The 23,873-nt window shown below is 64.3% G+C and carries 20 protein-coding genes and 1 tRNA gene; 9 read left to right on the forward strand and 12 right to left on the reverse strand.

Annotation, left to right across the window (positions count from 1 at the left end; all coding sequences use genetic code 11):
- Positions 1–109: 109 nt before the first annotated feature.
- A complete protein-coding gene (locus tag ABE459_RS17750; protein ID WP_125463179.1) occupies positions 110–988 on the reverse strand; it encodes a LysR substrate-binding domain-containing protein in 879 nt (292 codons plus the stop codon).
- A 107-nt stretch (positions 989–1,095) separates the two neighbouring features.
- Here ABE459_RS17750 and ABE459_RS17755 point away from each other — a divergent pair, with 107 nt between their 5' ends.
- The gene (locus ABE459_RS17755) at positions 1,096–2,286 is read left to right on the forward strand and encodes an MFS transporter (protein ID WP_323830890.1); all 1,191 of its coding nucleotides are present in this window, start codon (positions 1,096–1,098) and stop codon (positions 2,284–2,286) included.
- A gap of 200 nt (positions 2,287–2,486) precedes the next feature.
- On the opposite strand, the gene ABE459_RS17760 is transcribed toward ABE459_RS17755, so the two are convergent.
- The 5 genes from ABE459_RS17760 to ABE459_RS17780 all read right to left on the reverse strand — a co-directional run bounded on the left by ABE459_RS17760 (position 2,487) and on the right by ABE459_RS17780 (position 8,788).
- The gene (locus ABE459_RS17760; protein WP_323830900.1) at positions 2,487–3,767 is read right to left on the reverse strand and encodes a TolC family outer membrane protein; all 1,281 of its coding nucleotides are present in this window, start codon (positions 3,765–3,767) and stop codon (positions 2,487–2,489) included.
- 78 nt (positions 3,768–3,845) lie between these two features.
- Positions 3,846–5,138, reverse strand: a complete 1,293-nt coding sequence (locus ABE459_RS17765; protein ID WP_125463177.1) for an HlyD family type I secretion periplasmic adaptor subunit — start codon at positions 5,136–5,138, stop codon at positions 3,846–3,848.
- A complete protein-coding gene (locus ABE459_RS17770) occupies positions 5,135–6,856 on the reverse strand; it encodes a type I secretion system permease/ATPase (RefSeq protein WP_323830889.1) in 1,722 nt (573 codons plus the stop codon). Before ABE459_RS17770 ends, ABE459_RS17765 begins: the two co-directional genes overlap by 4 nt.
- A 44-nt stretch (positions 6,857–6,900) precedes the next feature.
- Entirely contained in the window at positions 6,901–7,278 is a 378-nt protein-coding gene (locus tag ABE459_RS17775; RefSeq protein WP_125857855.1) for an AprI/Inh family metalloprotease inhibitor, read from the reverse strand.
- 52 nt (positions 7,279–7,330) lie between these two features.
- Positions 7,331–8,788 (reverse strand): serralysin family metalloprotease, encoded by a 1,458-nt coding sequence (locus ABE459_RS17780; RefSeq protein ID WP_125857854.1) that lies wholly within the window; start codon positions 8,786–8,788, stop codon positions 7,331–7,333.
- Positions 8,789–9,230: 442 nt separating this feature from the next.
- On the opposite strand from ABE459_RS17780, the gene ABE459_RS17785 reads away from it, so the two are divergent.
- The 3 genes from ABE459_RS17785 (at position 9,231) to ABE459_RS17795 (ending at position 13,931) form a co-directional block, all read left to right on the forward strand.
- Positions 9,231–9,608: a hypothetical protein gene (locus tag ABE459_RS17785; protein WP_125463173.1), complete on the forward strand. Its 378-nt coding sequence runs from the start codon at positions 9,231–9,233 to the stop codon at positions 9,606–9,608.
- A gap of 195 nt (positions 9,609–9,803) precedes the next feature.
- Positions 9,804–11,936 carry a TonB-dependent siderophore receptor gene (locus ABE459_RS17790; protein WP_323830888.1) on the forward strand — a complete coding sequence of 711 codons (2,133 nt, stop codon included), beginning with the start codon at positions 9,804–9,806 and terminating at the stop codon, positions 11,934–11,936.
- Positions 11,937–11,978: 42 nt separating this feature from the next.
- Positions 11,979–13,931: an acyltransferase family protein gene (locus tag ABE459_RS17795; RefSeq protein ID WP_323830887.1), complete on the forward strand. Its 1,953-nt coding sequence runs from the start codon at positions 11,979–11,981 to the stop codon at positions 13,929–13,931.
- A 121-nt stretch (positions 13,932–14,052) separates the two neighbouring features.
- On the opposite strand, the gene ABE459_RS17800 is transcribed toward ABE459_RS17795, so the two are convergent.
- Positions 14,053–14,142: transfer RNA gene (locus ABE459_RS17800), tRNA-Ser, on the reverse strand.
- A 289-nt stretch (positions 14,143–14,431) separates the two neighbouring features.
- On the opposite strand from ABE459_RS17800, the gene ABE459_RS17805 reads away from it, so the two are divergent.
- The 3 genes from ABE459_RS17805 to ABE459_RS17815 all read left to right on the forward strand — a co-directional run bounded on the left by ABE459_RS17805 (position 14,432) and on the right by ABE459_RS17815 (position 17,126).
- On the forward strand, positions 14,432–15,121 hold the full coding sequence (locus tag ABE459_RS17805; RefSeq protein ID WP_323830886.1) for a crotonase/enoyl-CoA hydratase family protein: 690 nt from the start codon (positions 14,432–14,434) through the stop codon (positions 15,119–15,121).
- A 136-nt stretch (positions 15,122–15,257) separates the two neighbouring features.
- Positions 15,258–15,977, forward strand: a complete 720-nt coding sequence (locus ABE459_RS17810; protein WP_258645543.1) for a lysophospholipid acyltransferase family protein — start codon at positions 15,258–15,260, stop codon at positions 15,975–15,977.
- A gap of 177 nt (positions 15,978–16,154) precedes the next feature.
- Positions 16,155–17,126, forward strand: coding sequence for a magnesium and cobalt transport protein CorA (locus ABE459_RS17815; protein ID WP_125463169.1), 972 nt, complete (start codon positions 16,155–16,157; stop codon positions 17,124–17,126).
- Between the two features lie 79 nt (positions 17,127–17,205).
- Here ABE459_RS17815 and ABE459_RS17820 read toward each other — a convergent pair whose 3' ends face one another.
- The gene (locus ABE459_RS17820) at positions 17,206–17,940 is read right to left on the reverse strand and encodes an amidotransferase (protein WP_125463168.1); all 735 of its coding nucleotides are present in this window, start codon (positions 17,938–17,940) and stop codon (positions 17,206–17,208) included.
- A 528-nt stretch (positions 17,941–18,468) separates the two neighbouring features.
- On the opposite strand from ABE459_RS17820, the gene ABE459_RS17825 reads away from it, so the two are divergent.
- A complete protein-coding gene (locus tag ABE459_RS17825; protein ID WP_258645540.1) occupies positions 18,469–19,269 on the forward strand; it encodes a cytochrome c in 801 nt (266 codons plus the stop codon).
- Positions 19,270–19,408: 139 nt separating this feature from the next.
- Here the strand turns inward: ABE459_RS17825 and ABE459_RS17830 are convergent, their stop codons facing one another.
- The 4 genes from ABE459_RS17830 to ABE459_RS17845 all read right to left on the reverse strand — a co-directional run bounded on the left by ABE459_RS17830 (position 19,409) and on the right by ABE459_RS17845 (position 22,805).
- On the reverse strand, positions 19,409–19,741 hold the full coding sequence (locus ABE459_RS17830; protein WP_110992570.1) for a ribonuclease E inhibitor RraB: 333 nt from the start codon (positions 19,739–19,741) through the stop codon (positions 19,409–19,411).
- Between the two features lie 185 nt (positions 19,742–19,926).
- Positions 19,927–20,163, reverse strand: a complete 237-nt coding sequence (locus tag ABE459_RS17835) for a hypothetical protein (protein WP_125463165.1) — start codon at positions 20,161–20,163, stop codon at positions 19,927–19,929.
- A 144-nt stretch (positions 20,164–20,307) separates the two neighbouring features.
- Positions 20,308–22,386 (reverse strand): LTA synthase family protein, encoded by a 2,079-nt coding sequence (locus ABE459_RS17840; protein ID WP_323830885.1) that lies wholly within the window; start codon positions 22,384–22,386, stop codon positions 20,308–20,310.
- A gap of 227 nt (positions 22,387–22,613) precedes the next feature.
- On the reverse strand, positions 22,614–22,805 hold the full coding sequence (locus tag ABE459_RS17845) for a PLDc N-terminal domain-containing protein (protein WP_125463163.1): 192 nt from the start codon (positions 22,803–22,805) through the stop codon (positions 22,614–22,616).
- A gap of 126 nt (positions 22,806–22,931) precedes the next feature.
- Here ABE459_RS17845 and ABE459_RS17850 point away from each other — a divergent pair, with 126 nt between their 5' ends.
- On the forward strand, positions 22,932–23,870 hold the full coding sequence (locus tag ABE459_RS17850) for a ZIP family metal transporter (protein ID WP_125463162.1): 939 nt from the start codon (positions 22,932–22,934) through the stop codon (positions 23,868–23,870).
- Positions 23,871–23,873: the final 3 nt, after the last annotated feature.

Here is a 23,873-nt window from a genome sequence, read left to right on the forward strand (position 1 = left end):
GGGCCGCAGCGCGGCCCCAGGATTTCAGCGTGAAAGCAGAAATCGCCGGGGGTGCTCTGCAGCCCTTTCGCGGCACAAGGCCGCTCCTACAGCGGACGTGCAAGCCCGTTTAGTCTGTACCCAGGCTCTGCTCCATCACCTGCAGAAACGCCCGCGCCGCCGGGGTCGGGCTGGGCGACCACACGGCATACAAATGCCGTACCGGCGCATCCAGCAACGGCACCACCGCCACCCCGGCAAAACCCCGGGCGATCCGCTCCGGCACCAGCCCCACGGCCATGCCGCGCTGGACGAACTTTTCCACCAGGCGAATATGGCCGATCTCGAACTGCACCCGATGCACCAACCCCGCTGCCTGGAATGCTTCGTCGGTCTGCCGGCGCGCGCCAGTGCCTTCGGGGAAGTCCACCAGCACCTCGGCGGCCAGGTCCGCCAGGGCCAGCTGCGCCCTGCCCGCCAAGGCATGGGTGGGCGGCAGCACCGCCACCAGTTCCTCACGCGCCAGCAGGCGATGCTGCACGCCCTGCAGCACTTCGCCCTGCCACAAACCAACAAACCCCACGTCCAGGCGCCGCTCGCACACGTCGGCCATCAGCAGCTCGCTCTTGGCGGTCAGCCAGCGCACGTCCACGTCCGGGTGGCGGCGATGGAACACCGCCAGCAGGTCGACCAGGTCGAGCGCGGTGAGCGAACTGATTTCACCGATCGACAGGCGCCCGCGCACCTGGCCACAGGCGGCGGCCACGTCATCGGCAATGCGCCTGGCGGCCTCCAGCGCCGGCCGGGCACTGAGCACGAAGGCTTCGCCGGCATGGGTCAGGCGTACCCGCCGCGAGCTGCGCTCGAACAGGCTGACCCCCAGCTGCGCCTCCAGCCGCGCCACCTGGTGGCTGAGCGCCGACTGCACCACATGGCAGCGCTCGGCAGCGCGGGTGAAACTGCCGGTATCGGCCACCGCCAGGGCGTATTCGAGCTGCTTGAGATTCATCGATCTATCTGCTTTTTAGATGGACACGCTGAAAACTATACATTGGCGTCATGCCAGACACTTCCTGATACTTGTCGCCATTCCACCTTGCCTGCCACGAGACAACCATGAACGCCCCCACTCTCAGCCGCGCCCTGATCCTGCTGATGGCCACCGCCACCGGGCTGGCCGTGGCCAGCAACTATTACGCCCAACCGCTGTTGCACAGCATCGCCGAGCAGTTCGGCCTGAGCACCGCCGGTGCCGGCACCATCGTCATCGCCGCCCAGCTCAGCTACGGCGCCGGCCTGTTGTTGCTGGCACCGCTGGGTGACCTGTTCGAACAGCGCCGGCTGATCGTGACCATGGTGCTGATCGCCACCGCCGGCCTGGTCATCAGCGCCTGCGCCCCCAGCCTGCCCTGGCTGATCCTCGGCACCGCGCTGACCGGGCTGTTCTCGGTGGTGGCGCAGATCCTCGTGCCGATGGCCGCCGCCCTCAGCGCCCCGGACCAGCGCGGCCGCGCCGTGGGCACACTGATGAGCGGCCTGCTGCTGGGCATTCTGCTGGCGCGCACCGCCGCCGGCTTCATGGCCGAACTGGGCGGCTGGCGCAGCATCTACGTATTGGCCGCGGTGCTGATGGCGCTCACCGCCCTCGCCCTCTACCGCAGCCTGCCGCAACACCACAGCCATGCCGGGCTCAAGTACCCGGCGCTGATCGGCTCGGTGTTCCGCCTGTTCATCGAAGAGCCGGTACTGCGCCTGCGTTCGCTGCTGGGGCTGTTGGCGTTCAGCCTGTTCGCGCTGTTCTGGACGCCACTGGCGTTCCTGCTGAGCAACCCGCCGTACCACTATTCCGACGCAGTGATCGGCCTGTTCGGCCTGGCCGGTGCAGCCGGGGCGCTGGCAGCCAACTGGGCCGGGCGCCTGGCCGACCGCGGCAAGGGTTCACTGGGCACCACGGTGGGCCTGGTGGCGCTGCTGCTGTCGTGGCTGCCGCTGGCCTTTGCGCAAAGCTCGCTGGCGGCGCTGCTGCTGGGCGTGCTGCTGCTGGACCTGGCAGTGCAGCTGGTGCACGTGAGCAACCAGAATGCGGTGATCGTGCTGCGCCCTGAAGCGCGTACACGGCTCAATGCCGGCTACATCACCTGCTATTTCATCGGCGGCGCGCTGGGCTCGTTGCTGGGGACGCAGTTGTTCCAGCGGCATGGCTGGAACGGGATCGTCGTCGCCGGGGTGGTGATCGGCGCCGTGGGGCTGGCGGTGTGGGGGTTGGCGGAGCGCAAACGGGTGAAGTTGCAGCCGGAGGTGGCCTGACCTTCAAGGCCGCCAATGGCTTTCATCGCCGACTGACACGGGCACCGCAGTGTCTCTTTCGCGGGTAAACCCGCTCCCACAGGGGCACGCGATCCCTGTGGGAGCGGGTTCACCCGCGAACACGGGCATAGCCCGTGCCAGGCAATGAGGTGTCATCTTCGCGGGTAAATCGCAGCGGCGAACCGCCGCCCCCGCAAGGGTCACGACTTGCTGGCGATGAATGCCTCATCCACCCGCGCCAGCTGCGTCTCGCTCAACACCCCCGCCTGGTAGTGCAGCTTGATCCAGGCCAGCAGGTAGTCATACCGCGCCTGGGCCAGGTCGCGGCGGGTGGTGGCCAGTTGTTGCTCGGCATTGAGCACATCCAGGTTGACCCGCTCGCCGCCCTGCACGCTCTTGCGCGTCGACACCACCAACGCCTCGGCCGCCACCAGGGCTCGCTCGTAGGCACGCAGGCGGCTGGCCCCGGACTGGCAGGCGTTGTACTGCCTGCGCAGCTCGATCAAGGCGCTGCGGGTAGTGCCGTCCATGGCGTACTCGGCCTGCTCCAGCTGCCGGCTGGCCTGACGGGTCGAGGCCGAGACAGCGCCACCGGCGAAGATCGGCACGCTGACCTCGATGCCGACGGTGTTGGTGTCGTAGCGCTGGTTGTAGGTGTTGCCGCTGTCCGATTCCTGGCGCCGCGAGGTGGCGAACGCGGTGACCCTGGGCAGGTGCCCGGCGCGGTTGCGTTCCACTTCCTGCCGCGCCACTTCCACAGCCTGACGCGACGACGCCAGCTGTGGATTGTTGGCCACGGCCCGTTCCTGCCAGGCGTCGTAGCCGCTCGGCTCGACCGGCGGCAGGGCGAAGCCGGCCGAAAGCGGCGCCAGCTCCTCGATCCGCACCGCAGGCTCGCCGATCAACGCGCCCAGCTCGCGCAGCGCGGCATCCTGCTCGTTGCGCGCCTGGATCTCCTCGGCATCGGCCAACTCGAACCGGGCCTGGGCTTCGAGGATGTCGGTGCGGGTGCCTTCGCCGGCCTCGAACAGCCGTTGGTTCTGCTGGAACTGCTGGCGGTAGGCCTGTTTGCTGGCCACGCTGATGGCGATCTGATCCTGGGCGAACAGCGCCTGGGTGTAGCTGGTCATGACCCGCACCAACAGTTGCTGGCTCTGGTCGCGGAAGTTTTCGTCGGCGTACAGCGCCTGGGCCACGCCCTTGCGGTAGCTCGAATAGGCTTGGTAATCGAACAAGGGCTGCTGCAGGGTGAAGCTCGACCCCATGCTGTTGTAGGTGCGGTCCTCGGTCTGGCGCCGCGAATCCCCCAGGTAGGACACCTCGGAATCGTTGCGGCCGCGGTTGTAGTTGTACGACAGGCTCGGCAGCAGCCCGGCACGGCCAATGTCACGGTAGGCCTGGCCGGCCTCGTGTTCCTTGAAGGCGGCCAGGTAGGTCGGGTCGCGGCGCAGCGCCTGCTCGTAAACCTGGAACGGCCCCATGGCCGCCTGCGCGGCCGTCGGCAGCCAGGCGCAGGCCGCCAGCAGCCCGATCAATTGCAGCTTGTTCACACGCAGTCCTTATTGTTCGGTCAAGGCGCTGCCTGCACGGTCGAGCAGGGGCTTGAACAGGTAGTTGAGCAGCGAGCGTTCGCCGGTACGTACGAACAATTCGGCGGGCATGCCCGGGCGGATCGACAGCCCTTGCAGGCGTGCCAGCGCGGCGTCGCTGACGCTGCTACGCAGTACGTAATACGGCTGGCCGGTGCGTTCGTCGATCAGCTGGTCGGCCGACACCAGCGCCACTTCGCCGGTCACCCTGGGTGTGCGGTTCTGGTTGAACGCGGTGAACAGGATGTCCACCGGCAGCTGTGGCGCCACCTTGTCCACCAAGTTGACCGGCAGGCGCCCTTCCACCTCCAGCGCGGTGCCCTGGGGGACGATTTCCAGCAGGGTGTCACCGGCACGCACCACCGCGCCCTCGGTGTGCACGCCCAGGTTCACCGCGATGCCGTCGGCCGGGGCGAGGATCTCGCTGTGCTGCAGGTCGAAACGCGCGGAATTGAGCTGCTGCTCGAGCGTCGCCGCTTTCACCTGGGCCTCGGCCAGCTGGCTGCGCACTTCTTTCTGGTATTCCTCGCGGCGCTGCTGCAGGTTGAGCCGCGCCTCGACGATCACCTGTTCAAGCCGTGCGCTTTCGCCAGCGTTCTGCGCCAGGTCGCGCTGCACCTGCGACAGCTGGCGCTGGTACTCCAGCACCCGGTTGCGCGGGATGTAACCCTCGCCGGCCAGCGGGCGCAGGCTGTCCAGCTGCTCGCGCAACGAATCGGCCTGGGCCTGCAGGTCGCCGCGGGCACGGCGCATGCCGGCCAGCTGGGCCTGGGAGCCATCGATGCTGGCGGCCAGGGCTCCCTGCTCGCGGGCCAGGGCCTGGCGCCGGCTGTCGAACAACTGGCGCTGGCCTTCGAGGATCAGTTCCAGCCTGGGGTCGGCATCGGCGCTGAGCTCGGCGGGAAACTGCAACTGGCCAAGGTTGTCGCGCTCGCTCTGCCAGCGCGCCAGGCTGGCGCGGCTCATGCGGTACTGGGCCTGCAGCGCGTCGACATCGGCCTGCACCTGGGTGCGATCAAGGCGAAACAGCGGCTCGCCCTGGCGCACCTGCTGGCCTTCGCTGACCAGGATCCGGCTGACCACGCCGGCAGCCATCGACTGCACCGCCTTGCGCTTGCCCGACACCACCACCGTGCCTTGCACCGGCACGCCCTGATCGAGCGGCGCCAGGCTGGCCCAGGCCATGAACCCGCCAAAGCCGACCAGGGTCAGCAGCCAACCCAGGCGTACATGGAAACGCGCATCGCGCTCATGCCGGCTCATGCGCCACCTCCGGCCTGCAATGGGCGTTGCGCCTGGCCCTGGCCAAGGGCGTGGAGAATGTCGCGGGCCGGGCCGAAGCCCTGCATGCGCCCTTCGTTGAGCACCAGCAGTTTGTCGGCCTGGGCCAGTGCCGCGCTGCGGTGCGTCACCAGCACCACGGTGCGGCCCTGGGCCTTGAGCTGCATCAGGGCGCTGGCCAGGGCGGCTTCGCCGGGGCTGTCGAGGTTGGAGTTGGGCTCGTCGAGCACGATCAGGCAGGGGTTGCCGTACAGCGCGCGGGCCAGGGCAATGCGCTGCTTCTGCCCGCCGGACAGGTCGGCGCCCGCCTCGCCCAGGCGGGTGTCGTAGCCCTGGGGCAGGCGCAGGATCAGCTCATGCACCCCGGCCAGGCGCGCGGCTTCGACCACTTTCTGGCCATCCAGCTCGCCGAAGCGGGCGATATTCTCGGCAATGCTGCCGCGCAGCAGCTCGATGTTCTGCGGCAGGTAGCCAATGTGCGGGCCAAGGGCTTCACGGTCCCATTGCTTGAGCTCGGCGCCATCCAGGCGCACATGCCCGGCCAGGCTCGGCCACACGCCGACCAGCACCTTGGCCAGGGTCGACTTGCCCGAGCCCGAGGCCCCCAGCACGCCCAGCAGTTCACCCGGCGCCAGGCTGAAGCTCACCTGCTGCAGGGTGGCCAGGTTGCGCCCGGGCGGGCCGGCGCTGAGCTGCTCCACCGCCAGGGCACCGCTGGGTGCCGGCAACGGCATGGGCGCCGGCGGCTCGGGGTGATCGTGCAGCAAGCTGCCCAGGCGCTGGTAGGCCAGCTGGGCGCCGCTCCACTGCTTCCACACCGCGATCAGCTGGTCTATCGGGCTGAGCACCCGGCCCATGAGGATGGAGCCGGCGATCATCATGCCGGGTGTCATCTGGCCCTCGATCACCAGCAGTGCGCCCAGGCCCAGTACCAGCGATTGCAGGCACAGGCGCAGGCCCTTGCTGCTGGCGGTGATCACCGCCGAGGTGTCGCTGGCGCGGTTCTGCAGGTCGAGGAAGCGCCCGTGCAGGGCGAACCAGCGCTGGCGCAGGGCGCCGAGCATGCCCATGGCCTGGATGCTTTCGGCGCTCTGCAGCTGGCTTGCGGCGAGCATGGTCGATTGCTGCTGGACGTTGCTGGCCTCAGCCAGAGTGGCATGGGTCAGGCGCTCGTTGAGCACGGCCAGGCCGACCAACAGCAGTGCGCCGACCGTGGCCATCACCCCGAGCCAAACATTGAACAGGTAGATCACCGCCAGGTAGAGGGGGAACCAGGGGGCATCGAAGAAGGCGAACAACGCCGGCCCGGTGACGAACTGGCGCAGTTGGGTGAGGTCGTTCAACGCCTGCCCGGCGGCGCCGTCACGCTGGCGCAAGTTACGCTCGAAGGCCGCGCGATACACACTCAGGTTGAAACTTTTCTCCAACTGGTTACCCACGCGGATAACAATGAAACTGCGCACCGCCTCGAGTGCGCCGATATATACGAAGAAGCCGACCACCATCAAGGTCAGCATCCACAACGTTGTGGTGTTCTGCGAACTCAGTACACGGTCGTACACTTGCAACATATAAATGGAAGGTACCAGTATCAATACATTGATCAGTGCGGTAAAACAGCCAACGCTGATCAAAGTCGACTTGTAGTTGCCGAGCGCCGCCCACAAGGGTGCCCCGGGCTTTTGGCTCGGTTGTTTCATGTTTCGCCCTTATTGGCCCGGCACTGCAAAGTGCCGGGCGGGGGTTATGGGTGCTGGCGTTCGAGTATCAGCGGCGTGCCGTCTGGAGCCGTCCAGCCATAGCGCAGGGCGCCTTCGCGGCTGAAGTGCACCACGCTGCTGCCGTCCCCGCCCACCAGAGCCAGGGTATCCGGGGTTACCAGCCAACTGCCGGGGCGCAGGCCGATCAGCTGCGCGACACAATCCAGATCGCCGCCCAGCACGCCTTCGTTGGCGTCAAGGCGCAACTCACAGGCCTGCGCTTGCTGGCTTTCAGGGTAAAGCTGCCAACGCCCGGCCAGTTGCGCGGGGTTGGGGAGTAACAGGCTGCTGGCCATACTGACCTCGGTCATCACCGTCAGGAGGATCGCCCACACGGCGATCATTGGTTTGCAAAAAGGCATGCGTCAACCTCAGCTCAAAAGGGGCGGCGCACACACGCCGCCCCCTCGTGCATCAGACCACGATGTCAGTGACAGCGGCCTGGCCAACGGTGGTCACCAGGAAATCGCCGAGGCTGTTTCCGGTGAAATCGATGGTCAGGCTGCCCAGGTTGGTGGCCTGGTCGTAGCTGAGGATCGCCTCGCCGGCATGGCCGGTGAAGGCGTTGACGAACTGCAGCGGCAGCTTGTCCACGGCGAAGGCGGCCATGCCCGACAGGTCAATCTTGTCCTGCCCGCTGGTGAAGTCCATGATCCGGTCCGGTGCCGCCTTGGTCGAATCACTGACCGCGCCGAACACGAAGGTGTCCGCGCCGGCGCCGCCCCACAGGGTATCGGCACCGCCACCGCCGTAGATGATGTCGTTGCCGGCCCCGCCCTTGAGCAGGTTGGCCACGGCATTGCCGATCAGCAGGTCGTTGCCCGAACCGCCGAAGGCATTTTCCACGGTGACGCCCTTGGCGATGGACACGTTGCCGACCATGCCGCCCACGTCCGAGAACGATGCCTCGTTGAGGTTGATCTTCTGGTTCTGGGTGAAACCGGAGAAGTCCAGGGTGTCGTTGCCGCCGCCGTCCCACACCGCGAACACCACCTTCGACGACGCCGAGGTGGCCGAGTAGAAGTCGCGATCGGCGGTGGAGTTGAAGCCATACACCGTGTCGCCCGAGCGGGTCGCGTAGTTGGCGCCGTAGAGTTTCTGGATCGCCGCGATATCGTCCAGCAGTGGCGCCGAGGCGTAGTACTGCCCGCCGCCCTTGACGAAGTTCTGCGAGGTGTTGCTCTCGCTCCAGTAGCTCATGACGCTGTAGCCGCGGGTGTCCTGGGCGTAGGTGGCGTCGCGGTAGGTCGGGTTGCCATTGCCGGCGTTGTAGTCGCCGGGGTGGGACAGCCCGAGCACGTGGCCGATTTCGTGGGTAAGGGTCTGGCGCCCGTAGTTGCCGGTGCCCGGGGTGGTGTTGACCTGGTAGCCGCTGTTGATCAGGTACCAGGATTCACCCTTGTGCGAGCCCGGCTGGTCGAACGGCAGGTAGGCGAAGGCCGCGCCGCCGTCGTTGGCGCTGTAGTTGCCGAAGGTCATGTGACCGTCGCCGCCCGACGCCGCCTCGGTGAAGGTCACCTTGGCCACGTCTGCCCAGGACTGCATGGCGAGCTTGGCCTGGTCCTTCTGCAGGCTGCTGAACTGGCTGAAGCTGCCCAGTTCGCGGCTGTAGAAGTCCGACGGTGCGCGGTTGAGGAAGGTGTAGGTGAGGCTGATGGTGCCGTCCTTGTTCAGGTCTTTCCAGGCCGCGCCATCGCGCAGGATGAAATCGGCCGCCTGGTCGACGGTGTAGGACGCTTTGCCGTTGATGTTGGCGCCGCCGCGATCGTACTGATGGGCGAAACGGTCGATCAAACCGGCGGAGGCACTCGGCCCTTGCGGTTGTAACGCAGAAGTGGCCGAAACACTGGCATTAACTTGGACTTTCGACATGCAGGTTACTTCCTTGTTTACGAACAAGCAGTTGATGTCAGACAGGAGTCTCCCACTTGGCGAGTTCATCCTGTCACTCGCCCTTATGAGGCGCAAAAAAACTGACACAAAGTGAAACTTTCTGTCCAGCGTTTTCTGACAGAACTTTTTCGTTTGTGAACACCGACACTGCCATGCCCTTATTTGCGCAAACTGTTATTACCCCGGCAAACCTGGATAAAACCATGAGCCCAATTAATGACTCAGTGGTTTTTATTCATCCGCTCGAAGTTTACTTATGAAAACGCGACCACTTGATGTTCATTCGAAGCATCATTTCGTTTAGGCGCTTTACTGCGCGACAACCGGCCGCACGACCCTCCGTCGCCTGGCCGTTGACTTGCCCGCGCCCACGGCGCTCATTAGGCGTTGGTCAAATGCCCTTTCCCGACAGGACGACACGATGACAAGACTCACGGTGCAATCCGGCGATTTCTTGCAAGGTGAAGGCGAGTATCGCAATGGAGCGCTCACACTCAAGACCCCGCGCAGCCCCTCGCCTGGCGAGCGCATTTCCCTCACACGCATCCAGGAACTGAAACTGGCCAACCTGGAATCGACCCGCAGCCTCGGCGGCGCCCTGGGTTGGGGCATGGCCGGAGCACTGGTGGCCGGGCCGGTCGGCCTACTTGCCGGCCTGCTGCTGGGTGGCAAGGAAGACGAAGTGACCTTCATCGCCACCTTCAAGGATGGGCGCAAGCTGCTGGCCATCACCGATGGCAAGACCTGGTCGAAGATCGACGACAACTGGCGCCGGCATCAACGGCCAGTCGCCGCCTGAATTCACCCGCAGCCCATACGTTTTCTCCCTGAGTGCCTGCGTTTGCAGGCACTTGCCCGTGCGCGCCTGTTAACATGGCGCCCTTTTGCATCCGCCTGACCGGCGCAACGCCGGCGGGCTGCCCCTGCCTGACACCTGCCCTGCCGACCGCCGCCGACCGATAACGGCGGCGTCGGTATTTTCAAGGAGCCCCGCATGACCCCGCTTCGCCCCCGCCTGCCCCTTGGCCTGCTCGGCCTTGGCCTTGCCCTGCACGGCGCCCATGCCCTGGCAGCAGACAGCGTGACCCTGGCACCGGTAAAGGTCACCGAGGTGTACGGCAGTGATGGCTACCAGGCCCGCGAGGCGCAGGTCGGCGGGCTGCACAATGCGCCACTGCTCGATACCCCGGCGGCGGTCAGCGTGTTCAGCCGCCAGCTGCTCGACGATCGCCAGGTGCGCAAATTGAGCGAAGTGCTGCAGAGCGACGCCTCGGTGGGTGAAAGCTATGCGCCGGTCGGTTACTACGAGAACTTCAACGTGCGCGGTTTCGAGCTCAATGCCGCCAGCAGTTACCGGATCAACGGCCAGACCATCGCCGGTGAGCAGAACGTGGCACTGGAGAACAAGCAGCAGGTCGAGTTGCTCAAGGGACTTTCGGGGCTGCAAAGCGGCGTGTCGGAGCCTGGCGGGCTGGTCAACTACGTGACCAAGCGCACGGAAGACGTGCGCACCCTCAGCGTTTCCAGCAACGAACAGGGCGAACGCTACCTGGCCACCGACCTGGGGGGCTGGTTCGGCGCCGAGCGCCAGTTCGGCCTGCGCGTCAACCTGGCCCATGAAGACATCCGCAGCTATGTCGACCATGCCGACGGCAAACGCGACTTCGCCTCGCTGGCCGCCGACTGGCAGATCAACCCCGATGCCGTACTGGAGCTGGACGCTGAATACCAGCACCGCGAGCAGTACTCGGTGCCGGGCTACCAACTGCTGGGCGGCAGCCAACTGCCGCACGATGTCGACCCCAAGGACCACCTGGCCTGGCAGCAGTGGGCCAAGCCGGTGCAGAACGACTCGCTGAACCTGGGTGGGCGCTTCAAGTACCGCTTCAACGATGACTGGAACGGCACCTTGAGCGCGTCGCGCAGCAAGGTGGTGATCGATGACTACAGCGCGTTTGCCTGGGGCTCCAGTGAAGGCGCGTTCTTTGCCAGCAACGGCGACTACGACATCTATGACTTCCGCAGCCCGGACGACACCCGGCGCACCGACGAGGCCCAGGCCATGCTCGATGGCCGCTTCGACGCGTTCGGCGTGGGCCACGAACTGACGGTTGGTGCCAGCGCCCAGCGGCGCACCCTCGACCAGCGCCCGTACTACAACGAGTGGCTGGGCACGGGCAACATCTACACCGGTGCACCGGCGCTTGCGCCGTCCGACAAGCCCATCGGCGACAGCGAACGCCGCCTGGACAGCCGCCAGTACGGCCTGTTCGTCAGCGACCGCATCACCTTCGACGAACACTGGCAGACCGTGATCGGCGCTCGCGAAGTGCGCCTGGACGAGAAGACCTGGGATGAAAACGGCATCGCCGGCCGGCATACCCGGCAGTACCAGTTGCTGCCCAATGCCGCGCTGATCTACAAGCCGCAGGCGGATACCACGCTGTACGCCAGCTACTCCAAAGGCCTTTCCAGTGGCGGCACGGCGCCCTGGTTCGCGTCCAATCGTTACGAGATCCTTGCCCCCACCCTGTCGCGTCAGTTGGAGGTGGGCATCAAGCGCGACTGGCAAGGTATGAGCTTCAGTGCCGCGCTCTTCCAGATCCGACAGGCCTACCAGTACGCTCGCCCCGACGAAAACCCCGAACCTACTTATGTGCAGCAGGGCCAGCAGAAGAACACCGGCCTGGAACTGGGCGCCAGCGGCTGGGTGACCTCGAAACTGCAGCTTCAGGCCAGTGCCGCGGCGATACGCGCCCGGGTGCAGGACAGCGGCACCGACGCCTACGAAGGGCACCAGGCGATCAACGTGCCACGCCTGCGCGCCGCGCTGCACGCCGACTACACCCTGCCCGTGCCGGGCCTGGCGCTGCTCGGCGGCGCGCGCTACAGCGCCAGCAAATACGCCAGCCAAGCCGGCAACGTCGAAGTCGGCGGCTACACCGTGTTCGACCTCGGCAGCCGTTACAGCACCCGCATCGGCGGCTACGACACGGTGCTGCGCCTGACCGTGGACAACGTGTTCGACAAGCGCTACTGGCGCGACGTGGGCGACTACCTGGGGGACAACTACCTGTTCCAGGGCGCACCGCGTACTGCGCGACTGTCGGCGTCGGTGAGTTTTTGAGAGTCCCGCGCCTGACACTACCGGACGAAGCCACCTGTACCCGTGCCGGCTGGCCCTTATAATCGCCAGCCACCTTGCGCAGCACCCCGGATGACAACCCGAACCATGCAAACAACAGCTCTGACGCTACGAAACGACATTCAAGGCCTGCGCGCGCTGGCAGTGCTGGCCGTCATTGTCTTTCACATGAACAGCAACTGGCTCCCAGGCGGATTCCTCGGGGTCGATATCTTCTTCGTCATCTCCGGCTTCATCATCACTCGGCTGCTGCACACCCAGCACACCGCGCAGACCTTCAGCTACCGGCAGTTCTACCTGTCGCGAGCAAAACGGATCATCCCGGCCTACCTGGCCCTGATCGTCATCTGCTCGCTGGTCTTTGCCCTGCTGCTGATCAAAGGTGACTTCCGCGACTTTTTCCGTAGCGCCAAAGCTGCCCTGATCTTCAACAGCAACAACTATTTCGCCCATTACTACGACTACTTCGGGCCCAAGGCCTTCGAACTGCCGTTGCTGCACACCTGGTCGCTGGCGATCGAGATGCAGTACTACCTGCTGATGCCCGTGCTGTTCTTGATGCTCCCCGCCAAATGGCGCACGCCGGTGCTCGTGGCACTGTTCGCCGTGCTTACGGGCTACGCGACCTATCGAGGCACACAAGCAGACGCCAGCGGGCTCTATTACTCGCTGGCTGCGCGCATCCCGGAATTCCTGATCGGCAGTGTCACCGCGCTGATCCGCCCACCGGCCAGCGCTACCCAGCAACGCCTGGCTTATGCAGTAGGTGGCAGCCTGATGGTGGCCAGCTTCGCGCTGATCACCGAAAGCGCCTTCAAGCCCGGGCTACTGACGCTGCCCCCTTGCATAGGTGTGGCACTGGTGATCTGGGGCGCCATCAACCGACGCAGCAACCCGTTGTGCAACCCCATTGCCGTGCAGACGGGCAACCTGTCTTACTCGCTGTACCTCTGGCACTGGCCGATTCTGGCCGGACTGCGCTACATCCACGGCAGTTACGAGCTCCCCGCAAGCCTGTTGAGTATCGCCGCGCTGCTCACCCTGATCTGTGGCTGGCTGTCGTATACCTTCATTGAAAACAGGGTGCGATTCAGCAAAGCCCGGTCGATTTCACTGGGTGCGACCGTCGTGATACTGGTCATCGCCCTCGGCACCCTCCAAGCGACGCGCACGCTGAACAAGACAGTGGTCCCTCGTCCCCCCGTTGAATTCACCCGTTATGCCGACCCTGCACTCATCTGCCACGGGCAGATCATCGGAGACTGCATACGCGGAGCACAGGACGCCCCCCAGGAAATTCTGGTGATTGGCGATAGCCACGCTGCGCAACTCAATCTGTTTGCCGATGTGGTCGGGCGCTATATCAACGCACGCATGCGAGTCATCAGCGCCAGCAGTTGCATCCCCCTGCACGGCTTCGATATTCGCTCGGTACCGCAGAACGCAATGGCACCTTGTGAAGCGCAAATCCAACAGGTGGACAAGTACTTGGCCTCGGCGAAAACAGTATTCATCGCCGGGCGCTGGGACCTGCACCTGCAAGACCCTGCCTCCGCGAACTCGATCGATCACCTGTTCGAGCAAAGCGCGCGCAGGAACCAGCAGGTATTCGTCCTGCTGCAGATCCCCAGCCTCACTGCCGATTTGCAGCGGGCCACAAGGCTCAAGGCGCTCGGCCTACACCCCACGGTCATGGTCGACGACAAGTGGCGCCTGGCCAACGGCAGGATCATCGAAATGGCCAGCAAGTACGCCAATGTCCGGGTACTGGACTTCACCGGCATCGAGCTCTGGCGCGACGCCCCCTTCGACGGGACAACTCCACTGTACTCCGATGGTGACCACCTGAATGAAATCGGAGCGACGCGCTACGGTGAAGCCGTGAAGGAGCAGCTATGGGCGGCCTTGGAATGGGCCTCCAAGCCCCTTGAGGCACCTGCCGCAATCGCCTCGCAACCGCCTGCCGCTGGGCAGTAGGGCCCAAGGCATGGGCGGTGAGGCCTCTGAAGGCTCACCGCCCATTGATACCCCGGCCAGAGGGTACAGACAGAAACAAAAAGCCCCCGAACCTTTCGATTCGGGGGCTTCTCGTAGAATGTGGCGGTGAAGAAGGGATTTGAACCCTTGATACGATTTCTCGTATACACACTTTCCAGGCGTGCTCCTTCGACCACTCGGACACTTCACCGTTTCTCTTCAAGCTGTTTAGCCTGTCGAGGCGCGCTAATTTAGTAGAAGAGTCTTTCTTTGGCAAGCATTTTTTTCAGAATTTTCATGCGCTTAAGCCAATCAGCCGAATTCTCTCGGTTATCAAGGCAAAGCTGCCATTGTGGCCTGCGCTTTTACCTGCCGCAGATGCGCCGGCCCGATGGCGCGAGGGGTAGCGGCCTGGCGCTGACCAACCGGTCAGCCTTGGTGCTTTACCTGGCAGGCGACGCTGGGTAACGTCGTCGCCACGCCCCCCTAAGGACTCTGCCATGAGCGAGCTGATTACCTACCACGCCGAAGACGGCATCGCCACCCTGACCCTGAACAACGGCAAGGTCAACGCGATCTCGCCGGAGGTCATCAAGGCGTTCAACGCCGCGCTCGACCGCGCCGTCGAGGAACGTGCAATCGTGATCATCACCGGCCAGCCGGGCATTCTCTCCGGCGGTTACGACCTCAAGGTGATGACCGCCGGCCCTAAAGAAGCCGTCGGGCTGGTCACCGCTGGCTCCACCCTGGCCCGCCGCCTGCTCTCGCACCCCTTCCCGGTGATCGTCGCCTGCCCTGGCAACGCGGTGGCCAAGGGCGCCTTCCTGCTGCTGTCGGGCGACTACCGCATCGGTGTCGAAGGCCCCTACAAGATCTGCCTGAACGAAGTGCAGATCGGCATGACCATGCACCATGCCGGTATCGAACTGGCCCGTGACCGCCTGAGCCGGGCTGCCTTCCAGCGTTCGGTGAACAATGCCGAGGTGTTCGACCCGCAGGGCGCGGTGGACGCAGGCTTCCTCGACAAGGTGGTGCCGGCCGAACAGCTGCTGGAAACCGCCACCGCGGTCGCCCGCGAAATGAAGAAGCTGAACATGCTGGCGCACAAGAACACCAAGCTGAAGGTGCGCAAAGGTCTGCTGGAACTGCTGGACGAGGCCATCCTGGCGGACCAGAACCACCTGGGCTGATTGGCTGCCCAGAACACCTGTGGGATCGGCCTGGTCGGGCCGTTCCTACAGACAGGACATCAAGCCTCCCACAGCATTTGCCGCCAACAGTGCACGTCCGTACACTGCGCCGCGATCGTTCTGTGTGAGTCGTACCATGCTTTATCTGCTTCGCATGCTCCTGCTGGGGCTGCATTTCCTGCTCGTGGGAGTGCTTGGCCTGGTCATCGGCCTGCTGCGCCCGTTCAACCCCGACAACAGCCGCCTGTTCGCCCGCCTCTACAGCGTGCCCGCCGCCTGGTTCATGGGCATCAAGGTCAAGGCCGAGGTCGGCCCGCTGTGGGACCAGCCCCCGGGCTGCGTGATCATTGCCAACCATCAGTCCAACTACGACCTGTTCATCATTGGCCAGGTGGTACCGCGGCGCACCGTGGCCATCGGCAAGAAAAGCCTGGGCTGGGTGCCGCTGTTCGGCCAGCTGTTCTGGTTGGGCGGCAACGTGCTGATAGACCGTAAAAATGTCTTCCAGGCACGCCAGGCCCTGCAGGCGACTACCCGCACCTTGCAGCACGAGACTTCGATCTGGGTCTTCCCCGAGGGCACCCGCAACCCGGGCGAACAGCTGTTGCCGTTCAAGAAAGGCGCGTTCCACATGGCGCTCGAAGCCGGTGTGCCGATCGTGCCGGTGTGCGTCAGCCGTTACACGCGGCGCATGGGCCTGAACAGCTGGCGCCGGCGCACGGTGATCATTCGCTCGCTGGCGCCGATCGCCACCGCTGGCCTGACCCAGCAGGACCTGCCCGCCTTGATCGAGCAGTGCCAGGCGCAGATGCAGCATTGCATCGACCATATGGAAAACGAGCTGCCCGGCAACTGAGCCTGACTCTAGGGCCCATCGCCGGCAAGCCGGCTCCCACCTCGACCGCGTGCGCCACTCTGTGGACGCCGCGGTTTGCCGGCCTAGGGCCTGCGCAAATCTTCATGTCTACGGGTTGCTCCAAGCGCCCACACAGCCCAAGCTGTCCGTCGTGTTCAACCGAATAAGCGGACAACCATGGGTCGAGTCGTCGCGTCTGCGGTGTACAGCGCCGGCAGGAAAGTCACCAACATCAACCTCGATGAAGGCGCCGAGTGGGCACGCAAGCCCGGGCATTTCGTCTGGATCGGCCTTGAAGAGCCCAATGCCGAGGAGTTGGCCAACCTGCAGCGTCAGTTCGGCCTGCATGAGCTGGCGATCGAAGACGCCCTGGAAAAACACAGCCGGCCGAAACTCGAAACCTTCGGCGACGCACTGTTCATCGTCACCTACTCCCCGGTGCGCCACGAGGGCCGGCTGGAATTCATCGAGACCCACATCTTTGCCGGCAATGGCTACATCATCACCTGCCGCAACGGCCATTCGAAATCCTATGCCCTGGTGCGCCAGCGTTGCGAGGCGCGCCCGCTGCTGCTCGAACACGGTGAGGATTTCGTGCTGTACGCCTTGCTCGACTTCGTCACCGAGAACTACCAGCCGGTCAGCGAAGCCATCCACGGCGAAATCGAAGAGCTGGAGCAGAGCGTGCTGAGCAACTCGCTCAAGGAAGAGGATATCCAGCGCCTGCACAGCCTGCGCCGCGACATCCTGCGCCTGCGCCGCTACGTGGCGCCGATGGTCGAGGTGAGCGAGGAGCTGCAGCGCCTGAACTTCCCGTTCATCGACAAGAACATGCGCCCGTACTTTCGCGACGTGCAGATCCACGTCACGCGGCAGATGGAGGATTTGGCGGGCATCCGCGACATCGCCAGCCAGACCATCGAGATCGGCATGCTGCTGGAGTCATCGCGCCAGAGCATCACCCAGCGCAAGTTCGCGGCCTGGGCGGCAATCCTGGCGTTCCCCACGGCGATTGCCGGGATCTACGGGATGAACTTCCAGAACATGCCGGAGCTGGGCTGGCATTACGGCTATTTTGCCGTGCTGAGCGTGATCGGGCTGGGGTGTGCGGGGTTGTTCTACAGCTTCAAGCGTTCGGGCTGGCTGTAGAACACATCGCGGGGCAAGCCCGCTCCCACAGGGATGTGTGGGAGCGGCGGTGCGCCGCTGCGACTTGCCCCGCGATTGATCACGCCGCGTCAGGCTTCGACTTGGCCGGCTGCTGGATGAAGCGCAGCATCCACTCGCCCACCAGGTCACCCTGGTGCTCGCTGGCCAGGCTGGCCACGGCTTTCTGATAGACCTCATCACCCAGGTAATCCTGGCGCGCATCGAGCAATGCGCGGGAATAGTCGTGGACGAACTCCGGATGGCCCTGGAAGCACAGCACCTGGTCGCGAATGTGATAGGCGGCGTTCGGGCAGAAATCGCTGGAGGCGATCACCGTTGCATCCTTGGGCAGCTGGGTGACCTGGTCCTGGTGGCTGATCAGCAGGGTCAGCTCGGACACTTGCGGGTCCATCCACGGGGCATGGGCCGCCAGGCTGTAGCGATGAATACCCACACCCCAGCCCTTGTCGGCGCGCTCGGCCTTGCCACCGAGGGTCAAGGCCAGCAGTTGATGGCCGAAGCACACGCCAAGCAGCTTCTCGCCACGCTCATACAGCTTGAGCAGGTAGGCCTTGAGGGTCTGGATCCAGGGGTCGTCGCCGAACGAGTCGGCCTTGCTGCCTGTGACCAGGTAAGCATCGAAGGCTACGCCGTCCGGGGGGTAGTCGCCGTTCATGACGTTGAACACGTCAAACTCGGCAGCGATCGGCTGACGCGAAAACAGCTGCTCGAACATCCTTCCGTAGCCCTGGTACTGCGTGAGCAGCTCCGGTCGCAAGACATCGGTTTCAAGGATGCAGATGCGTAACGACATAGCGGTAGTCCTGAACGACATGTGGGTGGGATTTGCTGTAAAGACTGACGCGAAATATCAGCACAAGCAAGTAGGATGTCCGGACGAACGGTAGGCCCTGTAACCCTCGGTAACCCCCTGCGCGCACTCGTCTAGCCAGAGCGTGCCAGCGAGGTGGCCAGTGGCCTTAAAACCCTCGGATATCAATGCAAAACTCAATAGAACAAAGGGTTCTGAAACATCCCTGACGCGCGCCCTACTGTTGGTTGTATATCGACAAAACACGAGGCAAGCAGAGACGGCGTCTTACCACGCCACTGCGATCGACCCGACGCGTGACAGGGAAGCCAAGGGTTATTCAGGAATAACAACAAGAAGGCGGTCCGCCATGTTCAGACAATCGAAAGTACGCCAAGCCGGGCTCATACTGTTCGCCACCACACTGCTACTGATTCTGCCGAACCTCACCCGGCTGTTTGGCTGACGGCGGCTGTGGCCTTTGCAGGTTATGCACGGGTAATCTGCCAACCTTGATGGTTGGAGACCCCCATGCGCCTGTACCTCGCCCTGCTCTGCCTGTTGCTCACACCGCCGCTTTCGGCGGCGCAGTTGAACCTGGAGCTGGGCGAAAAGCACCGGCAATGGCAGAGCGAGCAACTGCTCCACCACCCACAAGCCCGCGACATCACCATCGAACAGGATGTGGCCTACAAACGCACGGTGCATTACCGCGCAGTGCCGCTGGCGGCGCTGCTCGAAGGGGTGAGCGCAGCCGATCACCTGCAAGCCGTGGCCCTGGATGGTTTCGCCGCCGAAATGCCGGCGGCTGCGCTGCTGCAAAGCGGCCCGGCCCAGGCCTGGCTGGCCATCGAAGATCCCGCCCATGGTTGGCCGCCGCTCGCCGCCGGCAAGCCGAGCGCCGGACCGTTCTACCTGGTTTGGACCAACCCCCGGGCCAGCGGTATCCGCCCCGAACAATGGCCGTTCCAGATCGCCACGATCCGCCGCCTGGCTGCGGTGGAGGTACGCTTCCCTGCCCTGTTGCCCGCCCCCGCGTTGCCTGAGCACGACCCGGTGCGCCAGGGCTTCGCGCTGTTCCAGCAGAACTGCCTGGCCTGCCACCGCCTCAATGGCGCAGGCGACGCGCAATTCGGCCCGGACCTGAACCTGCCGCACAACCCCACCGAGTATTTCCAGCCGGCGTTCCTGCGCCAGTACATCCGCGACCCGCAGAGCCTGCGGCGGTGGCCGCAGGCAAGGATGCCGGGGTTTTCCACGCAGGTGCTCAACGAGCAGGAGCTCGATGCGCTGCTGGCGTATCTGAAACATATGGCGGGGCGTAAACAGTGAAGCCGATCTTGCGCAGATTGTAGGAGCGGCCTCGTGCCGCGAAAGGGCCGCGTAGCGGCCCCAGGATTTCAGCGTCAAAGTGGAAATCGTCGGGACTGCTCTGCAGCCCTTTCGCGGCACGAGGCCGCTCCTACAGGTCTCAGGCGATCGGCCGCTCCTGCTTGACGCCCCAGCCTTCGACCTCGCCGCCATAAGGCGAAACTACGCGTTCGAACGATGCCTCGAAAGCGCCAATCCCCCCGTAGGTGGCATACATGACCTTGCTCAGCTCCAGGTGCCAGGCGCCATCGTCACGCTCGCTCACCTGGGCACTGAGCGACTCCCCACGGAACTGCCCCGCCGCCCGGCGCGCGCAGGCCTCGTCGGGGAAAACGGCATAGAACTCAATGGGGTGGATGCGGGTGAAGTCAAAACCGCCAGCTTTCATCTGGCTAAGAACACTGCTGCTGATATCGTCGTTCAGGCTGCTCATGAAACGTCCTCCTGCAATGCAATGGATAGACTTTCCGTGCACAACGCACTCACCTGGCACTTGAGACCTGCCTGGCGTTTAGAGCTGATGCAAAACGAGAATGAAGACGACGCGGACCCGCAGAATAGGCCCACGTCTTCAAGCAGCGTAGTGCCTGAGCCGGCACCTCGCCAGAAACCCGTTATTCAGGGGGCTTCGTCAATAGCGGTGATGGTGACGCCGTTCTGCTCCTTGAGCCAACGCGCCGTCGGGGAAAAGCTGCGGTCCTGAAAATCGTTGAGGTCCAGTTCATCCATCAGCGGAAACAGACGGGAGCGAATCGCCCGTGCGGCATCTTCCTCGCTGGGGCGCTGCTCGGCGTTGAGCAACAGCGATTGCGGTTCGCCCTTCTGGTCAGCAAAGCGCACTTCCCACTCTTTCATCGATCAGCCCTCGCTACCACTACGGTGAGTGAAACTGCGTACTAGCTTGACCCTGACAAGGGGGCAATTGTTCAGCCCCAAGCATGAAACCTGATAAAAAAAGCCCGCCGGGTCAGGGCGGGCTTTTTCGATGCAGCGACTTAGTTACTTCGGCGTGCCATGGACCACACCCGCGGTGTTGTCCAGCAGGCTCTTGGTCGCGGTCTGGATGTACGCCTCCAGTTTTTTCTGCAACTGCGACTCGTCCGGGCTGTCGATCAGCTCGGCCTTGAACTCACGGCCCAGCTGGTAACGGTACATGCGCGGGCTCATGTCCTTGGACTCGATGAGGATGCGGTCACCCTGCACCAGGCCGACGATCTGTTCGCTGCCCGACGGCTTGATGATGCCCACGCCCTGGTCGCCTTCCGGCAGGTTGAGCAGGTCACGGCCCCAGCACTGGTGGCGGGCCTGGCCACCGAGGCGGCCCATGATGGTCGGCACGATGTCGACCTGGGTGCCCACGGTGTGGTTGACCGCGCCGAACTTGTCCTGGATACCCGGGGCAATCAGCAGCAATGGCACGTTGAAGCGGCCCAGGTCCAGCTCGGTGACCTGCTGGTGGTTGCCGAAGCCGTGGTCGCCAACGATGACGAACAGGGTCTCCTTGAAGTACGGCTCCTTGCGCGCCTTCTCGAAGAACTGGCCCAGCGCCCAGTCGGAGTAGCGCATGGCGGTCAGGTGCTCGTCCAGGCGGCCTTGACCGGTGACCTTCTCGACCGGCAGGTCCTTGGGCAGTGCGTACGGGGTGTGGTTGGACAGCGTCTGCAGCAGGGCATAGATCGGCTTCTTGCCGTCATGCTTGGCCAGCTCTTCGTTGCCGCGGTCGAACATGTCCTGGTCGGAAACGCCCCAGGTCGGGTCGGAGAACACCGGATTGACGAAGTCGTTGCGGCCAATGAAGGTGGTCATGCCCTGGTTGCCGAAGAACCCGGACTGGTTATCCCAGGCGAAGTCACCGTTGTAGACGTAGACGTCGTCGTAATCGCGGGCGCTGAGCAGCGCTGGCAGGCCGGACAGCTTGTGGCCGCCTTCCGGAGTCTGCATCAGGTATTCGAAGCCCGGCAGGTTGGGGAAGCAGGCCATGGTGGCGAACATACCCTGGTGGGTATGGGTGCCGTTGGAGAAGAAGCGATCGAACAGCAGCCCCTCTTTGGCCAGCTTGTCGAAATACGGGGTGATGTTGGTCTCGCTGCCCAGGGCGCCCACCGAATGCCCGGCGAAGCTCTCCATCAGGATGACCACCACGTTCTTGATCGGCAGGGTGCGTTCCTGGGGCGGCACGAAGTCGCGACGGATCGCCGCTTCGTCGGCATCGACCAGGGTGTCATGCGGGGTCAGCAGCTGGTCGCGCACGCTCTGGGTGGCCAGGTTCTGGTCCAGGGTCGCTTTCCAGATGTTGGCGCGGTCTTCACCGAAGCGGCTCTTGGCGGCATCGATCAGGGTCAGGGTGCCGTTCAGGCCAAGCTGGTTGACGAAGTTCGAGTCAGTGGTGAACGCATCGCCCCAACGCATGGGCGGGCCCTGGCGCAGGGTGCCACGGGCGGCAACCACGGCGATCAGCAGGATCACCACGAACACCACCAGGCGACCGTACCAAGGCGCCACGGTGCGCGTGCCGGCGCCTTGCAGGCTGGCGTTACCACCACGGGTCAGGCGGTCGATGCCCTTGAACAGCAGGCTCAAGAGCCAGGTGCCGACCAGCCAGGCCAGGATGTAGCGCACCACCGGGAAGCCGTACCAGAGCATGCTCATGACGGTCTTGGGGTCTTCCTTGATGTACTGGAACACCAGGCCGTTCAGGCGCTGGTGGAACTCGCGGTAGAAATCCATCTCCATCAGGCCGAGGAACATCACCACGCTCGACGCGATGGTCAGCCACAGGCGGAACAGGCCACGCCGGGCCATCAGCCAGGGGCTGAGCAGGGCCAACAGCAGCGGAATGCTGATGTACACCACCACCCGCAGGTCGAAGCGCAGGCCGTTGAGGAAACCTTCGGCCACGGTCGAGTAAGGGGTGTCGCCGATCATGTCGCTGTTGTAGACCAGCAGCGCCAGGCGCACGAGGCTGAGCATCAGCATGATCACCAGGCCGCTGAGCAGCGTATAGGCCAGGTGGGATTTCAGGGTCGGCGAGAACGAGCCTCGCGCGCCCCCTTGCTTCAGGGCGTCCGTGATAGCCATGAATGGAGAGGTCCTAGGATTGCGGGTTTGCGAAAAGGGCGAAATCGCCGACAGCCAGGCCTTGCCATCGATCATGGCACCGGACCAGAGCGGCATTGTGCGGCGCGGATTCTCGAAAATCGAGTGTGAAAATTTTGTCGATAGCGCTTGTCACAGGCTATGGCAGGATAGGCCTTGTCGTCGGCAAATTGTAACTGCTGATGCCAGCTTTTCGCGGTATCAGGTGATCAGATCCGCAGGTTGCCCCGCGGGCCGGCAATGGCCCAGATGATCAGCCCCAGCACCGGCAGCAGCACGATCAGCAGGATCCACAACACCTTGATACCGACTTCGGCGCTGCTTTTGAGTACGTTCAGCACTGCCCAGATGTCCAGGGCAAGGATGACCAGGCCAACCAGCCCGTTGAAAGTAGAGCCCATGCCGCTGCTCCCGTGCGGTGAATGTGAGCCAGAGCATAGCTGGCTATGGCCTCGATAGAGGGGAATCCTTGGTCCCACGGGCCAGTCAGTGGATAGACTGGCAGCATTCATCGCTTCGAGGTCCGCATGCCCCCAGCCCATAACCACAACGCCGCCCCCTTCTCGCCACTCGGCGCCTGGCGGCAACAGGCCCGCACCACACCCTGGCTCAGCGCCGGCCTGGGCTTGAGCCTGCTGGCCATCATCGCACTGCTGCTGGCGAGCATCTGGAATGCGCTCAATGGCGATCATGCCGACCACCTGCCCCTGGCCACCCTCGGCGGCCTGTCCGGCTTTGCGGCCACCGCGCTGGGCGCGGTGCTGGCGGTGGTGCTGCGCGACGTCAGCGCGCGCAGCCAGGACGTGATGCTCGGTTTTGCCGCCGGCATGATGCTCGCCGCCAGTTCCTTCTCCCTGATTCTTCCCGGCCTCGACGCTGCCCGCGAGATCACCGGCAACGGCCCGGCCGCAGCCTTCACCGTGGTGCTGGGCATGGGCCTGGGCGTGCTGCTGATGCTCGGCCTCGACCGTTTCACCCCGCACGAGCACGAAAGCACGGGCCCCTGTGGCCCGCAAGCCGAGCGGGTGAGCCGGGTGTGGCTGTTCGTGCTGGCCATCACCCTGCACAACCTGCCCGAAGGCATGGCCATCGGTGTGAGTTTCGCCAACGGCGACATGAGCATCGGCCTGCCACTGACCAGCGCCATCGCCATCCAGGACATTCCCGAGGGCCTGGCTGTCGCCCTGGCCCTGCGCGCCACGGGGCTGTCCAACTTCAAGGCGGCGCTGGTGGCGATCGGCTCCGGCCTGATGGAGCCGCTGGGTGCGGTGATCGGCCTGGGCATCTCCACCGGCTTCGCCCTGGCCTACCCGATCAGCATGGGCCTGGCGGCGGGAGCGATGATCTTCGTGGTGTCCCACGAGGTCATTCCGGAGACCCACCGCAACGGCCACCAGACCTCGGCGACACTGGGGTTGATGGGCGGGTTTGCGGTGATGATGTTTCTCGATACCGCGTTGGGTTGAAAC

The organism is Pseudomonas sp. TWI923 (genome assembly GCF_039673365.1).
Classification (GTDB): domain Bacteria; phylum Pseudomonadota; class Gammaproteobacteria; order Pseudomonadales; family Pseudomonadaceae; genus Aquipseudomonas; species Aquipseudomonas sichuanensis.